Annotated in this window: 14 protein-coding genes and 1 tRNA gene; 12 read left to right on the forward strand and 3 right to left on the reverse strand. The window is 35.4% G+C overall.

The annotated features are described in order from the left end of the window. Positions 1–13: 13 nt before the first annotated feature. The 5 genes from F1003_RS05980 to F1003_RS06000 are packed head-to-tail and all read left to right on the forward strand — an operon-like array spanning position 14 to position 4,071. Complete coding sequence (locus F1003_RS05980) at positions 14–601, forward strand: DUF2911 domain-containing protein (protein WP_155088300.1); 588 nt, start codon at positions 14–16, stop codon at positions 599–601. 3 nt (positions 602–604) lie between these two features. Continuing rightward, positions 605–1,321 (forward strand): PepSY domain-containing protein, encoded by a 717-nt coding sequence (locus tag F1003_RS05985; RefSeq protein WP_155088301.1) that lies wholly within the window; start codon positions 605–607, stop codon positions 1,319–1,321. 17 nt (positions 1,322–1,338) lie between these two features. Beyond that, positions 1,339–1,830 (forward strand): DUF305 domain-containing protein, encoded by a 492-nt coding sequence (locus F1003_RS05990; RefSeq protein WP_155088302.1) that lies wholly within the window; start codon positions 1,339–1,341, stop codon positions 1,828–1,830. Next, on the forward strand, positions 1,820–3,598 hold the full coding sequence (locus F1003_RS05995; RefSeq protein ID WP_155088303.1) for an efflux RND transporter periplasmic adaptor subunit: 1,779 nt from the start codon (positions 1,820–1,822) through the stop codon (positions 3,596–3,598). The genes F1003_RS05990 and F1003_RS05995 overlap by 11 nt, the downstream gene beginning before the upstream one ends. 32 nt (positions 3,599–3,630) lie before the next feature. After that, positions 3,631–4,071 carry a heavy-metal-associated domain-containing protein gene (locus tag F1003_RS06000; protein WP_155088304.1) on the forward strand — a complete coding sequence of 147 codons (441 nt, stop codon included), beginning with the start codon at positions 3,631–3,633 and terminating at the stop codon, positions 4,069–4,071. 234 nt (positions 4,072–4,305) lie between these two features. Here F1003_RS06000 and F1003_RS06005 read toward each other — a convergent pair whose 3' ends face one another. After that, the gene (locus F1003_RS06005) at positions 4,306–4,791 is read right to left on the reverse strand and encodes a hypothetical protein (protein WP_235898280.1); all 486 of its coding nucleotides are present in this window, start codon (positions 4,789–4,791) and stop codon (positions 4,306–4,308) included. A 27-nt stretch (positions 4,792–4,818) separates the two neighbouring features. Beyond that, entirely contained in the window at positions 4,819–6,963 is a 2,145-nt protein-coding gene (locus tag F1003_RS16810; protein WP_202913881.1) for a hypothetical protein, read from the reverse strand. Positions 6,964–7,401: 438 nt separating this feature from the next. Between F1003_RS16810 and F1003_RS06015 the strand changes: the two genes are divergently transcribed. Genes F1003_RS06015 through F1003_RS06025 form a run of 3 tightly spaced genes read left to right on the forward strand, consistent with a single transcriptional unit; the run spans position 7,402 to position 11,368 of the window. Further along, entirely contained in the window at positions 7,402–7,926 is a 525-nt protein-coding gene (locus tag F1003_RS06015) for an RNA polymerase sigma factor (protein ID WP_155088305.1), read from the forward strand. 48 nt (positions 7,927–7,974) lie between these two features. Further along, complete coding sequence (locus F1003_RS06020; protein WP_155088306.1) at positions 7,975–8,877, forward strand: FecR family protein; 903 nt, start codon at positions 7,975–7,977, stop codon at positions 8,875–8,877. A gap of 46 nt (positions 8,878–8,923) precedes the next feature. After that, positions 8,924–11,368 carry a TonB-dependent receptor gene (locus F1003_RS06025; protein ID WP_162306907.1) on the forward strand — a complete coding sequence of 815 codons (2,445 nt, stop codon included), beginning with the start codon at positions 8,924–8,926 and terminating at the stop codon, positions 11,366–11,368. 63 nt (positions 11,369–11,431) lie between these two features. Here F1003_RS06025 and F1003_RS06030 read toward each other — a convergent pair. After that, positions 11,432–11,507 (reverse strand) — tRNA-Phe (locus F1003_RS06030). Positions 11,508–11,609: 102 nt separating this feature from the next. On the opposite strand from F1003_RS06030, the gene F1003_RS06035 reads away from it, so the two are divergent. From F1003_RS06035 to lptC, 4 genes are read left to right on the forward strand one after another with little or no spacing between them, the layout of a single operon-like run. After that, complete coding sequence (locus tag F1003_RS06035; RefSeq protein ID WP_155088308.1) at positions 11,610–12,338, forward strand: type III pantothenate kinase; 729 nt, start codon at positions 11,610–11,612, stop codon at positions 12,336–12,338. Beyond that, positions 12,338–13,657, forward strand: coding sequence for a BamG family beta-barrel-assembly machinery protein (gene bamG, locus F1003_RS06040; RefSeq protein WP_155088309.1), 1,320 nt, complete (start codon positions 12,338–12,340; stop codon positions 13,655–13,657). Before F1003_RS06035 ends, bamG begins: the two co-directional genes overlap by 1 nt. A 17-nt stretch (positions 13,658–13,674) precedes the next feature. Then, positions 13,675–15,039, forward strand: coding sequence for a hypothetical protein (locus F1003_RS06045; RefSeq protein ID WP_155088310.1), 1,365 nt, complete (start codon positions 13,675–13,677; stop codon positions 15,037–15,039). Further along, the gene (gene lptC, locus F1003_RS06050; RefSeq protein ID WP_155088311.1) at positions 15,039–15,605 is read left to right on the forward strand and encodes an LPS export ABC transporter periplasmic protein LptC; all 567 of its coding nucleotides are present in this window, start codon (positions 15,039–15,041) and stop codon (positions 15,603–15,605) included. The genes F1003_RS06045 and lptC overlap by 1 nt, the downstream gene beginning before the upstream one ends. The last annotated feature ends 30 nt before the right edge of the window (positions 15,606–15,635 follow it).

Consider the following 15,635-nt stretch of genomic DNA (forward strand, 5'->3'; position numbering starts at 1 on the left):
AAATATAAAACTAATGAAAAATCTAACCCTATTACTTGTAATAATGCTTACCATAGTGAGCTGTAAAGACGAAAAATCAAGTTCAGAAGAGCAAAAACACAATCATAGTGCTGAAACCGAAAAAGTTGAGCAATCCAAGAAAAAACCTTTAAGTCCGCATACCGAAACAATGGCAATGATTGGAGATGCACATATTCATATTGATTATTCATCACCAGGAGTAAGGAATAGAATCATCTTTGGTGGTTTGGTTGGTTATGACCAAGTATGGCAAGCAGGAGCGCATATGGCTACTTGGGTAGAAACGAATAAAGATTTAATCATAAATGGAGAAACGCTTCCTAAAGGGAAATATGGCTTTTTTACAATTCCATCAAAAGGCGACTGGACTGTGATGATTAATAAAAACTGGGAGCAACACGGTAAAGATGAGTATGACGAAAAAGATGATGTTATTCGATTTAAAATTACACCAACATTATCAGAGGAAATCACAGAACATTTAGAATATAAGGTCAACAAAATAGATGATAAAAGTGGAACTATTTCGATGGCTTGGGAAAAAGTTAAACTCGAGTTTCCTTTTGCAATTAAAAATTAGAAAATGGTAAACAGGCATACAGCTTTAAAAATTAGAAAAACCCACAGGTATTTGGGTCTCTTTTTAGGGATTCAATTCCTGTTTTGGACTATTAGTGGTTTATACTTTAGTTGGACAAACATCGACGAAATACACGGAGACCAATTTAAAAACTTGGACTATCAACCCAAAGCATTTAATAGTTTAATAAGTCCTTCAGAAATGGATGTTCCAGATGGTATAAAGACTATTGAATTAAGAGATATTGATAATGCACCGTACTATTGGATAAATAAAGAGCAATTGTACAATGCTTTAGATGGAATGCCAAAAAGTAGTATTACGCAGGATGAGGCACTCTATATTGCCAAAAACCATATGAAGAGTGGTTTAGAGGTAGAATCTGTTGAGCAAATTACTGAAACTGGAAAACACCACGAGTATCGAGAAAAACTACTACCTGCTTATGTTATCTCATATAAAACAGATGAAGCACTAAAAGCATACGTTTCTGTAAGCGACGGAAAATTTCAAACCGTAAGACATCGTTCTTGGCGTTGGTTTGATTTTTTATGGATGACGCATACGATGGATTATGAAGGCAGAGACAATTTTAATACCCTTGTTTTGAGAGCATTTTCACTATTAGGGTTAATAACCGTATTAAGCGGTTTTTTATTGTGGTTTACCTCTTCACCTTCAATTAGAAAAATATTTAAAAACAGAAAAAGTAAAGTTTAACTATAAAACCAAAGATTATGAATTCAAATGAACACACAAACAACGACAAAGGAATGAGCAATTACACAAAGTTCTTTTTAATGCTAGGGTCATCATTTATAGCAATGTACATTACTATGTATCTCAATACCTATGAATTTGACCATGTCTGGTTTAGCTTAACCAGATTTTATATGGTTTGTCTGGGTATTTCGACTATGGCATTAATCATGTTTTTCTTTATGAAAAATATGTATAATGATAAAAAGAAAAATATAGGCATTGTAATAGGTAGCATTGTGCTCTTTCTTGGCGCATTGGGACTGGTACGAGACCAAAAATCAACAGTTGGTGATGTATTATGGATGAAAGGAATGATACCACATCATTCTATTGCTATTTTAACCAGTGAACGCGCAGATATTAAAGATCCGGAAGTTAAAAAATTGGCAGAGGACATTATAAAAGCTCAAAAGAAGGAAATAGAAGAAATGAAAGCAATGATAAAACGATTAGAGAATGAAAAATAATAAAATAGTCATATACGCAGGTTTACTGGTAGTAGGCGTGGTATTGGGGTGGTTGCTTTTTGGTGGCTCATCAAATAAAGAAACAGACCATAATCACAATGCGGTTGCAGAAACCAATCAAATGTGGACGTGTTCTATGCATCCACAGATTATGAAACCAGAACCAGGTGATTGTCCTATTTGTGGTATGGATTTAATTCCTGCGGAAAGCGGAAGCGATGGCTTAATGGCAGACCAGTTCAAACTAACAGAAAATGCGATGGCATTAGCCAATATTCAAACAACCGTTGTGGGTAAAGGCAATGCAGAAGGCAATACCATAAAACTATCTGGTAAAATTGCTGAAAACGAAGAAGCCAATGCAGTACAAGTAAGTTATTTCGCTGGAAGAATTGAGCGTTTGAATGTGAGTTTTACAGGCGAAGAAGTTCGTAAAGGTCAATTATTGGCAACCATTTATTCGCCAGAACTCTATGCAGCACAACAAGAATTAATTACAGCAGCATCTTTAAAAGAATCACAACCTGCTTTATATAAAGCAGTCCGTAATAAACTGAAATTATGGAAGCTCTCTGAAAATCAAATCAATCAGATTGAAGAGACTGGAAAAGTAAAGGAAAACTTTCCTGTGTATGCAACTGTTTCAGGTACTGTTACAGAAAAACTGGTAGAGCAAGGGGATTATATCAAACAAGGTCAACCCTTATTGAAAATAGCCAATCTCAACACCGTTTGGGGAAATTTTGATGTGTTTGAACATCAAATTGACCAATTTAAAAAAGGACAGGAAGTATTAGTAACAACCAATGCCTTTCCTAACGAGGAATTTAAAGGTAAAGTCGATTTTATAGACCCAGTATTAAATACAAAAACAAGAACGGTAACCTTGCGTGTGGTGCTAAATAATAGAGACGATGTATTTAAACCAGGAATGTTTGTAACAGCAACTATTGAACGTAGTACTGCGAACAATGACGAAGTTATAACAATTTCTGCTTCTGCTGTGTTATGGACAGGTGAACGCTCTGTGGTGTATTTAAAAACAAATCCAAACCAACCCGTTTTTGAAATGCGCGAAATTAAATTAGGCAATCAAATGGGTAACCAATATGAAGTTTTAGAAGGCTTGTTTACTGGTAATGAAATTGTAACTAACGGAACATTTACGGTTGATGCAGCAGCACAATTACAAGGCAAAAAGTCTATGATGAATAAAGATGGTGGTAAAGTAATGACTGGACACGAAGGTCATTTAGGAATGGATTATAATACATCTAATACCGAAAGTGTCAACACCAATATGAATGAACGAATGGAAGTATCAGCGGAATTTCATGAACAGTTAAAAGTTGTATACAATGTGTATATCAATTTAAAAGATGCTTTGGTTAAAGAAGATTCAAAAAATGCATCAAAAAGCGCATCAAATTTATTAAACAATTTAAGTAAAGTTGACATGAAGTTATTGACGAATAAAAAAGCTCACAATCAATGGATGTCATTAGAAGGCGACATAAAATCTGCAGCTGCTTCTATTTCTGAAACGTCCAATATAGAAGCACAAAGAGACCATTTTAAGCGGTTATCATCACGTTTAATCAATGCTGTACAATTATATGGAATCAATGAAAAAGTCTATGTAGAATTTTGTCCAATGGCAGATAACAACAAGGGTGCGTATTGGTTGAGCAAAGAAGAAAAAGTAATCAATCCATACTTTGGTGACGCCATGCTAACCTGCGGAGAAGTAAAACAAGTCATAGAATAATAAAACAAGTAATAACAATTAAATTTAAGAAAATGAAGAAAGTAATTTTAAGTATCGCTGTAATCGCAGCATTAGGTGTAACAAGTTGTAAAAACGAAACCAAAAAAGAAACTGAAACCACAACTACTGAAATGTCTGAAGTTATGGCAATGACAGACCTGTCTTTTGGTGTAAGAGGTAATTGTGGTATGTGTAAAAGCACTATCGAAAAGGCAGCTAATGGTGTTGAAGGTGTGGCAAGCGCCAATTGGGACGTTGATAAAAAGAAAATTGATGTCACGTTTGATGATACCAAAACTGATGCTATGGCAATTCATAAAGCAATTGCAGCTTCAGGTTACGATACAGAAAAAGTTGCAGGTGATGAAGAAGCGTATGAAGGATTACCAGGGTGTTGTAAATACGATCACGATATGATGATGAATCAATCTGGCGAAACAAAAAGTGATGACCATTCAGATCACGATCATTAGAAGTTTTGTTGTCTGTAATTTAGTTCTTATATAAACAAAAAAACTTTGTAAAACAAAGCCTTAGAGGGTTTGAAAAGTGGTGCCTCTGGTGCCGCTTTTACTATATGCTATGTTATTGTAATTTAATCTAAAGTATTACACAAAAAAAACCAACCATGAATCTCATGGTTGGCCTGCTATTAATCAAACAATCTGGAGCTAAGGGACAAATTACTAACTTATTCCCATTTTTAATTAGTTTCTCTCAAATGTCAACAGGTCTGTGCCACCATTGCCTCCGCTGATATCTATGAGTTCAATTCTTGTAGATGTGGTTGTTACTACATCCCAATCATCATTGAGGTCTTCAAAGTCATTGCTATCTGATACCGGGAAAAAGATGTTGAAATCTATATCGTCATCACTACTGCTATCATCACTACTATTACTATCATCTGTCACAGACCAAGTTCCTGTCATAGTGTTAGAGCCATTTGTTGCTACAAGTGATCCGTCAGCGTTGAAACTAAAGTTGTAACCGTTAAAATCCGAGGTTTCATTTTGCCCTGAATCATTGAAGTTTGAGATTCTCCATGTTCCTGATTGCGCTGTGCCTTCTATTTCTGCTATTTGCTGGTTGTTGTTGTTTGAGCTTCCGTCGTCATCGTCACTAGAACACATGGATGACATTAGTGAAAAGCTTAGCATTATTAACAATCCGATATTACCTATTTTTTTCATGATTAATTATTTTAAAATGATTTAGAATTATAATTTTTGTAGTGTTAAGGTGTCGGTACCACCGTTACCTCCGCTTACATCCTGAATGATCACTTCTGTACTTGAGACGGAGAGGACATTCCAGTCATCATCATTGAACTCTTCAAACGGCAAGTCTGTACCAAAATTTAGAACCATTTGGTCACCTCCACTTATTACCGCCCAGTTACCATTATTGGTATTAGAGCCATTTGATGCAGTTACAGTACCATCGATGTTAAAATCTAATTCATAACCTGCGTAGTTTGAGGTTTGGTCGTCTGAGTCCTCGACGTAAGATGCCACAAACCAAAGGCCATCTGTTAGGATATCCTCTAAATTGTCGTTGCCACTTCCTCCATCAAATGGGTTTCTTTCAAAGGTTAAGAAATCTTCGGATCCATCACCACCACTTATATCCTTTAGCCTAATGATATCGTTTGTGACTTCTAGCACATCCCAATCGTCCTCAAGTTCGTCTAGCGGTATACTTGTGCCAAAGTTTAGGATTAGTCCTAATTGTGTCTGGTCTCCAGATGTTGTTGCCCACGAGCCATTGGTGGTGCCGTTAGTGTCTGTTGCGGTTGCTGTATTATCTGATGCGAAATTGAAAGTGTAGTCTGCAAAGTCAGCCGTTTCATCCACATCATCGAAAAAATAGGTGACGTACCAGTCTCCGTTGGTTAATGCACTAACCAATGCTGAGTCGTCAATACCGCCATCGACAGGTTGTCGCTCAAAGGTTAAGAAATCTTCGGAGCCATCGCCACCACTTATATCTTTTAGCCTAATGATATCGTTTGTGACTTCTAGCACATCCCAATCGTCCTCAAGTTCGTCTAGCGGTATACTTGTGCCAAAGTTTAGGATTAGTCCTAATTGTGTCTGGTCTCCAGATGTTGTTGCCCACGAGCCATTGGTGGTGCCGTTAGTGTCTGTTGCGGTTGCTGTATTATCTGATGCGAAATTGAAAGTGTAGTCTGCAAAGTCAGCTGTTTCGTCTGTATCATCGAAAAAGTAGGTGACGTACCAGTCTCCGTTGGTTAATGCACTAACCAATGTTGAGTCGTCGACACCACCATCGCTAGAGCAGTCGCTCTCAAAACGCAATCTGTCATCACCCAGTCTTAAATCTACCTTTATTTCGCCTGGATCTTGATCTATTTCGTGTAGGTTCCAAGTGTCATTGAAGTCTGATAAACCTGTTACATTGATGGTCACTGCAATATTATTGCCTGAACCATCTGCCTCCCAAGTCCCGTTGAACATATTGGCGCCTTGGGTGACTAGAATTGTTCCGTCACTATTGAACTCAAATACATAGCCTACATAGTTGTCTTCTAGGTCGTTATCGTTTCGTTCTAATTTATCTACTGTCCATTCGGTACAATCTGCAAAGACCATATCGAGCTCTGATGTGGTACAGTTATCGCAATCGTCATCATCAAAATCGTTGTCATCGTCTTCATCACAGGTGTCGTCTGCATTTTCTATTGCATTTTCTAATTCTTGAACTGTATTTATGGTCAGTGAATTGCCGTCAGCCAAAACCACGGTTATTGGAAAGTTAATGGTCACAGCGGCAAAGTCATCTAAATCATCAATAAAATCATACATATCATTGTCGTTATTGATAGTGATTGTGTTGATAAGATCATTGTTTTCGTTGTATATGGATGCGGTGATTGGGTATTGAAAGTCTATACATTCTATGTCGTCATCATCTTCGTTCTCACCTGGGCAGTCCACAGAGAGTGCTGCTAATTCTGCATCTGAGTTAACAGTTACGGTAGAGTAGTCTGCTAAAATTACGGTGATTGGATATGTTATTTCAATGGAGTCTACATCGTCATCGAACAAATCGATAATATCTTCGATATCCTCGTAACCATCATCATCGTTTACAGTTACCTCTATTCCGTTGACCGTTACGGTAACAGGTAGTTGTACGCTTAAGCAACTTGCGTTGTCTATGATATTATCGAATGATCCATCATTTATTGCCACATTGGCCATAAGGTTAGCAATGGTAGAATTGGCTTCTATGGTATCTTCTGTTGGTGGGTCAATGGCTACATCATCTTCAGTTCTGCAGGAGGTAAATGAAAGCAGAACTCCGATTGTTATTACTAAAATTGGTTTTAATGATTTCATAATGGATTTTATTTTAATTTTTAAGTTCGTTTGTTAATTGGCTTTTAAATCGCCTCTTTATTCTTAAAACAACTCAATGAAGAATTGTCCCAAGAAAATAATTAAAATTTTTGATTCATCTTTATTTCTAATGCTTTTAGATTAAGAATCGTAGATTTTAAGTTATCAATTCTTTGGTTTGCTTGTCTGTATTTATAGAGATCTATTTTATTGTGGTTGTATTGGAGTGTTTTTATTTTCTTTTTGCATTGCCATAATTCCTCTATCTTAGTCAAAGCGAGTGATTTAATGAATTTTGATGTTCTTTCAGTGCATTGTAATTTCATGATATTTTCAAATCTTAACTCTTTGGGCAGTTTATAGTTAAAACATTTTTATTTGGAATTGTCCCAAAGGAGATTGAAAAATTTTATATAATTTCAAGGAAATTTACTGGTAATGCCAAAGTCCCTTTATAAAGATATATGTGATAAGCTACGATTTTCAAAACTCTATGAGACGTATGCACAATCCTTAAGCAATATATTGTTTTACAAGTATGGTGAACGCTTAAATCCGGCCGATAAGGTTCAGGAAGCTTTTATTAAGCTCTGGGAAAACTGTGCTAAGATTGCACCAGAAGCTGCCAAAACCTATCTATATACCACGGCCAACAATATGATGCTTAATGCGGTAAAGCATCAAAAGGTGGTTTTAAAATATCAACAGGTAAAGCCGAAGGATTATACCAATGAGTCTCCAGAATTTGTGTTGCGCAAAAAGGAATTTCTTAAACGTTTTGAGCGTGTTCTTTCGCAATTAAAAGAAGAGGAACGCGTTGCATTCCTACTAAATAAAGTAGATGGTAAAACACATAAAGAGGTTGCAGAAATTTTAGGCATCACAAAAAAAGTCGCTGAACATAGAATCTATGGTGCTTTAAATAAGCTCAAAGGTGAACTTGAAGAACTCAATAGAAAATAATTATGGGACAATCCTTTATTGAGTTGTTTTAAATATATAACATATGTTATGGACAAAGAACAATTAGTAAAAAAGTGGTTAAATAACGACCTGTCAGAGACTGAGTCAAAGGCTTTCCATGCGTTGGAAGATGCTGACTTATATAAAGAAATTATTGGAGAAGCTCAAAGGTTCAACGGTAATACCAACGCTAAAGTGGCATCCTTTGATGCATTTGATAGGCGTTTAGTTTCCAAAAAAAGCTCATCTACTTATTGGATAAAAGTTGTTTCAAGTTTAGCCGCAATTCTTGTTGTGGGATTTGCATTATTTACATTGATAAATAAAGACCAAATAAGTTCATTTAAGACTGGTTTGGCTCAAAACGAAATTATCACATTACCTGACAATTCAACCGTAAGCCTAAACGAATTATCACAGCTAGAATACAATAGTTCTAATTGGAATGAAAATAGATCGTTAAACCTTAATGGTGAAGCGTATTTTGATGTGGAGGAAGGTAAACGTTTTGATGTTCATACAGACTTTGGTAAAGTAAGTGTTTTGGGAACAGAGTTTAATGTACTATCTAAAGACCGTATTTTTAAAGTTTCTTGTTATGAAGGTTTGGTGCAAGTGAGCTATGAGGATAACACTGTTGAGTTACCTGCTGGTACAGAGTTTGTTTTGTCTTCAGGCAAAGGACAAAAGTCAGACATTGTAATCACTGAGCCCTATTGGCTTAAAAACATGAGTGTTTTTGAAGATGCTTCACTTAAATCCGTTGCTAATGAACTAGAAAAACAATACAACATAAAAGTTCAATATCCATCTGACATGACTGTAAAATTTACAGGTGCTTTTGAGCACAATAATCTTGAGAATGCCCTAGAATCTATTACAAAGCCCCTTAATTTGACCTACACCATTAAGAACACTAACACGGTCATAATAAGGAATGGGCAAAACTAAATTTTATATATGCTTATTGCTGTGTTTTTCTCTCACCTCTAAATTGATGGGACAAAGTTTAGAACAGAAAGTTTCCATCTCTGAAGTTCTGGACAATATCACAAAAAAGCACTCTATCACTTTCAATTATGAGAGTAGCCTTCTAACGGGTATAACTGTAATTCCTGTATCCCAAGATTTAAGCTTAGCTGCAAAAATCAATAACCTTGAAAAGCAAACCAACTTAGTTTTCGAAAAAGTTAGCGATTTAGTTTACACGATTTCAGAAACGATTCAATTGTGTGGTTACATCAAAGGATTAGAATTACAAGAACCTCTCATTGGTGCTACTGTAACAGGTAAATTTGCCTATGCAGTCACCGATAATAATGGTTATTTTGAAATTGAGTTGAAATCTGAAAATGAAATTTTAACCATAAGACATATAGGATATAAAACCATAGAACGTCAGGTAAAGTTTTTCAATTTAGAAGTTTGCGGAACGATAACAATGCTTGTGCAACAGGAAATTATTTCTCCAGTACTAATAGAAACTTATATTGTCAGAGGTATAGATAAAAGACAGGACTGGTCAACCTCAATTGACTACAAGCGATTTAGTCTATTACCTGGTCTTATTGAATCTGATGTATTGCAAACCGTTCAGGCATTACCAGGTATTTTAAGCGTTGATGAAACGGTTTCTAATATTAATGTTAGAGGAGGATCTCACGATCAGAATTTGATGCTATGGGATGGTATTAAAATGTATCAAACAGGTCATTTTTTCGGTCTTATATCTAGTTTTAATCCACTTATGACACAAAAAGCAAGTGTGATCAGCAACGGATCAGACGTAGTATTGACTGATGGTATCTCTGGGACTATTCATATGCAAACAGAGAAACAAATAGATTCGGAATTCAATGGTGTATTTGGGATTAACTTTTTAAATGCCGAATTGTTTTCTAATATTCCCATTGGTAATAAGTCATCCTTACAAATTGCATCGAGAAAATCTTTAGATGATGTTTTAAGAACACCCACTTACGAGGTATATTTTGAAAGAGTAACGCAAGATACCGAAGCTGAAAACAATGTTTCTGCCGTTACAAATTCTAAGCAGGAATTTGATTTCTATGATGTTTCTTTACGATGGTTGTATCAGCCTACGGATAAAGATTTTATTCGACTGAACTTTATTCTAATAAATAATGATTTAGGGTTCAATGAAACTGCTGATGTTAATGGAACTACGAGGACTAGACGCAGTAGTATATCGCAAAATACACTTGCGGTGGGTCTTAATTACAAAAGACTATGGAATGAGAAGTTATCATCAACCATAAATATCTATGACAATGAATATAAACTTGAAGCTTTAAATGCAGATGTCTTGAACAATCAATTACAATTACAAGAAAACATTGTTTCTGAAACAAGCATTTTACTTAATAATGTATTAGATCAAAATCAATGGAGGTTTAACCTTGGTTATCAGTTTACAGAAACCGAGGTCATTAACTTAAATGATATTGATTTACCTCGATTTGTAAGACGTGATGAAGAAATATTAAGAGAACACGGTGTGTTTGGGCAGGCTTGGTACAAAAACCCTAATAATGACTTTTCAATTAGAGGTGGAATTAGGGCAAATTACTTAACTCGATTTAAAAAAATGATTGTCGAACCAAGATTAAGTGTAAGACAATCGATTGGAGAGCATATTGAAATTGAAGCACAAGGAGAATATAAACATCAAAGTACCTCACAAGTTATCAACTTTCAAAATGACTTTTTAGGTATAGAGAAAAGGCGTTGGCAGTTAACCGATAATGATAGTATTCCCATCTTAAGGAGTAAACAAGGGTCTTTAGGTATAACATATAAAAATAATGGTTGGCTATTTGATGTTAAAGGCTATTATAAAACTGTGGATGGTATAACTACCCAAAGTCAAAGTTTTACTACTAAATATGAATTTGCAAAAGAAAAAGGTAGTTATGATGCCTATGGATTTGAGTTTTTATTTAGAAAAAAGTTTGGTAATTTTAACAGTTGGCTGAGTTATTCTTACATCAATAATACTTACACTTTTGAAGCCCTTGAAGATGTTGAGTTTCCTAGTAATTTTGATATTACTCATTCTTTTACATTAGGAACAACTTTTAGCAACAAATATTGGAACATTTCAGCTGGAATTAAATACAGAACTGGGAAGCCTACTTCTATTCCTCAACAAGGGAATGAGATTGTTGATGGTGATGTAAATTTTGACGAAGGTAATAATGAACGGTTAATGGATTATATAAGAATTGATGCCTCTGCTACATATAAGTTCACGATAAACGACACTTTTAGGTCAGAAATTGGAGCATCGATTTGGAATATATCAAATAGGGAAAATGCTATCAATAATTATTACAGAGTCAATGAAAGTGATACAGTAAATAAGTTCTCGAGATTCTCTTTAAGGTCGGCAACTAATGTGGTTTTTCGAGTATGTTTTTAAGAAATACTAAAAGCGGTATCTTCAGAAACCAAAAAACCCGATTCAATTGAATCGGGTTTTTGATGGTGGTGCCTCCAGGAATCGAACCAGGGACACAAGGATTTTCAGTCCTTTGCTCTACCAACTGAGCTAAGGCACCAGTTGCTTAAATAAGCGGATGCAAATATAAATTCATTTTTAGTATTACCAAAAAGAAACTTGTAAAATTTGATTTTTTAAATTTGCACAATTAGTATCGCTTATGAATCTTATAGTAGATGTTGGAAATACCTTTGTAAAGTTTGCCATTTTTAAGAATGATGAACTCATTCACAAAGTGAGTTTTGAACTTTCGGAGTTTAAAAAGCAATATAAATTACTGAAAAAGGAATTTCCAAAGCTAAAGACGTCAATTATATCTTCAGTTGGCCGATTATCCAAGAAGCAGATTGAGATTATCGACGATGATTTAAAGGTGCTTGAACTAAATAGCAACACAAAACTTCCGTTTAAAAACCTCTACAAAACTCCCGAAACCTTAGGCGTAGATCGTATAGCGCTTGCAAGTGCTTCGGTAAACCAGTTTCCAGATAATAATGTGTTAATTATAGATGCTGGTACTTGTATAACCTATGATTTTGTTACCGATAAAAATGAGTACCTTGGGGGAGCTATTTCACCAGGAATACGGTTGAGATATCAAGCCCTTCATAATTTAACGGCAAACCTTCCGTTATTAGAAAAAGACCAGCCCAAAACAATAATTGGGAACTCTACAGAATCATCAATTCATTCTGGTGTTGTTATCGGAGTTGTTAAGGAAATTGATGGTGTTATAGACCAATATAAGGAGAAACACCAAGATTTAACAGTTATTTTAACAGGAGGTGATGCCAATTTTTTGTCAAACCAATTAAAAAATAGCATATTTGCGAATTCAAATTTTCTATTAGAGGGTTTGAACTTCATTTTAGATTATAATTCGAAATAATGATAAAAAAACTCATTGTAGTTTGTCTTGCAATTATAGGTTCTAGTGCTTTTGCGCAAGAAGGAACAGCTTCACCATACTCATTTTATGGAATAGGTACGCTTAAGTTTAAGGGTACGGTAGAAAACAGAAGCATGGGAGGCATGGGTGTTTACTTAGATAGTGTGCATGTAAACCTAAGAAATCCAGCAGCTTATGTAGGTAAAAACGTTGATGCTTTTCCTTTTGATGGAGAAAGCAGACCAGTAAAATTTACTGTGGCTGGTACTACGAGCGACACGAAACTAAAAAGCAATTCTGGAGAAGGTGAGACTAACAGTTCTACCTTTGATTATTTAGCATTATCTGTTCCTATTGGAAAATTTGGCTTTGGCTTTGGGCTCTTACCATATACTTCTGTTGGTTATAAGCTAGATAATGTCAATGATGATGGTGATTTTCAAAATCGTTTTAGAGGAGAGGGTGGACTTAATAGAGTGTTTGCGGGTTTTGGCTATCAGCTATCACCTAAACTTGGTATTGGAGTAGATTTTAGTTATAACTTCGGTAACATACAAAACTCTGCTATTCAGTTTGCTTATACACCCGAAGGAGAGTTGGTTCAGTATCAAACCAGAGAGGATAACAGATCAGATTTAAGTGGATTAAGCCTTAACTTTGGTTTGGCATATAAAACAATGGTGTCTAACACTTTAGAGCTTTCGGCAACGGCAACCTACGCACCACAGAGTAAGTTGTCTTCGGACAATCAACGGTCTTTTTCTACTATAGTAATTAATACAACAACCAATGCAGAAGGTACCATTAATACATCAGAAGCTGATCTGGAATCTGAGGGTTTAAAAAACACCAAGCTTACCTTACCATCTAGATTATCATTTGGTGCAGGTTTGGGTAAGCCTAAATCTTGGTTTGTAGGCGCAGAATACACACTGCAGAATACAAGTGATTTTTCTAACCCTATTTTTAATAATGATATTTCTTCCTTCGAAAATGCTTCTCAAATAGCGATAGGAGGTTTCTATATTCCTGATTATGATGCTTTTTCTGGTTACTTTAAGCGTGTCGTTTACAGAGCAGGTATTAACTTTGCAAATACAGGATTAGTAATAAAAGATGAGTCAATTAAAGAGTTTGGCATATCTTTTGGTCTAGGTTTACCAGTTGGACGTCAAAACTTATTTTCTAACGCTAATTTAGGCGTTGAAATAGGACAACGAGGAACAACTGACAAAAATTTAATCCAAGAGAATTTTATAAACTTTAACTTAAGTTTATCTTTAAACTCTAGATGGTTTAGACAAAAGAAGTACAACTAACAATAATAATTAACAAGATGAAGACGAGAATTACAATACTACTGGCTGCTCTGTTTGTGAGTTTCAACATTAGTTTTGCTCAGCAAGATGAAGAGTGTATGAACAATCTGTCGCTATTTGATGGATATGTTAAGAGCAAACGATATGATGAAGCCTATGAGCCTTGGAAGATTGTGCGTAACAAATGCCCAAAATTCAACAGGGCTATCTATGCACATGGTGAAAAAATACTTACACACAAAATCGAAAACTCTACTGATGCAGATCAGGTTGCACATATAAATGATTTAATGTCGCTTTACGATCAAAGTAGAGAACACTTTCCTTCTAAGTATGATGAAGGTGAAATTTTAGTGGATAAGGCAAACTTAGCTTATAAGTACAGGGATGAATTGAATAAGTCCGCTCAGCAATTGTATGACATGTTCGATGAAGCTTATAAAAAAGATCCTAAAAACTTTACAAGCGCTAAAGGGCTTTATACCTATTTTTCATTAGCCGTGGATTTGTTTGATGCTGGTAAAAAACCTGCTCAGGAGATGTTTGATAAATATGATGATGTTAATGAGTTGATCGAAAACTTAATTGCAGGATATACGATAAAGCTTAACAAATATGCTGAAAAGGAAGAAGCAGGACAGACTTTATCAAAAAAGGAAGCTAGATATAAGTCTAGTTATGAGTCTAATATTGAAGCTTTCGAGAATCAGATTTTGGGAAGTATGGACAAAAAACTTGGAGACAGAGCTAATTGTGATGTGTTGATTCCTTTATATGAAAAGAATTATGAAGCTAATAAAAATGATGGTGTTTGGTTACAACGTGCCATGAACCGTATGTATGCTAAAGGCTGTAAGGAAGATCCATTGTTTTTAAAATTGGTGGAGCAAAAAAATAGTATTGAGCCAAGTGCAGATACAGCATACTACTTATATATATTAACTGGTGAGCAAAAGTACTTTGATGAGACTATTTCTTTGGAAACAGATCCTTTAAAAAAGGCGAAACTGTACAAGAAATTAGCCCAAGATCTAAAAAGTAAGGGAAGCTACGGTAAAGCAAGACAGTACTATATGGAGTCTATGAAATTAAACCCATCAGACGGTTCTCCTTATATAGCCATTGCAGCTATGTATGCCAAGAGTGCTAACAACTGTGGTTCGGATAACTTTAGTAAAAGAGCTGTATTTTGGTTAGCAGCTTTAGAAGCTGAAAAAGCTGGTAGAGTAGATGGTCGTTTAAAGTCAGCTGCAGCTAAATCAGCAGCAAGCTATAGAGCGAGTGCGCCAACAAAGTCTGAGATTTTCCAGAAAGGAAACGCAGGTCAGCCTCTTAAAATAGGATGTTGGATAGGACGTACCATAACGGTTCCTAATATTTAATGAGAATAAAATATTCAAATATTGTAAAAAACTTAGTCATAGCATTTGCTATGACTTTGTTTTTTAATTGTGAAAATAACTTTAGCGATGTACAGAAGGTGGGTGTTTTGCAAAATCAACCTATTGGTGAAGCTGAGAATATCGATTTAAAATATACTGAGTTCCTCGACGATACGGTTCGTTTAAAAGCAAACTTGATTAGCCCTAAATTGTTAGACTATTCCAATCGCGATTTTTCGTTTTCAGAGTTCCCGGATGGGATAGAACTAAAGGTCTATGATGACGATGGTAAGATGACAACCATTACGTCGCGCTACGCCATATTCTACTCAGATACGGATATTATAGACTTAAGAGGTAATGTTAGGATTGCCACGCACCAAAAAGATACTTTGTTCACAGAGCAATTGTACTATAATGAAAAATTAGAGTGGGTGTTTACTAATGAGCCTTGGTTGTTTAAAAGAGCTATAGGGCCTCTATATGGTATTGGGTTTGATTCAGATAAAGACTTCAAAAATTTCCAAATGTTAGAGATGGGTGGTGATTTTGAGCTTGATAATTAACTATCTTTGTGCTTTTAATAGATAAACTAA

Source organism: Winogradskyella ouciana, from assembly GCF_009709615.1.
Taxonomy (GTDB): Bacteria; Bacteroidota; Bacteroidia; order Flavobacteriales; family Flavobacteriaceae; genus Winogradskyella; species Winogradskyella ouciana.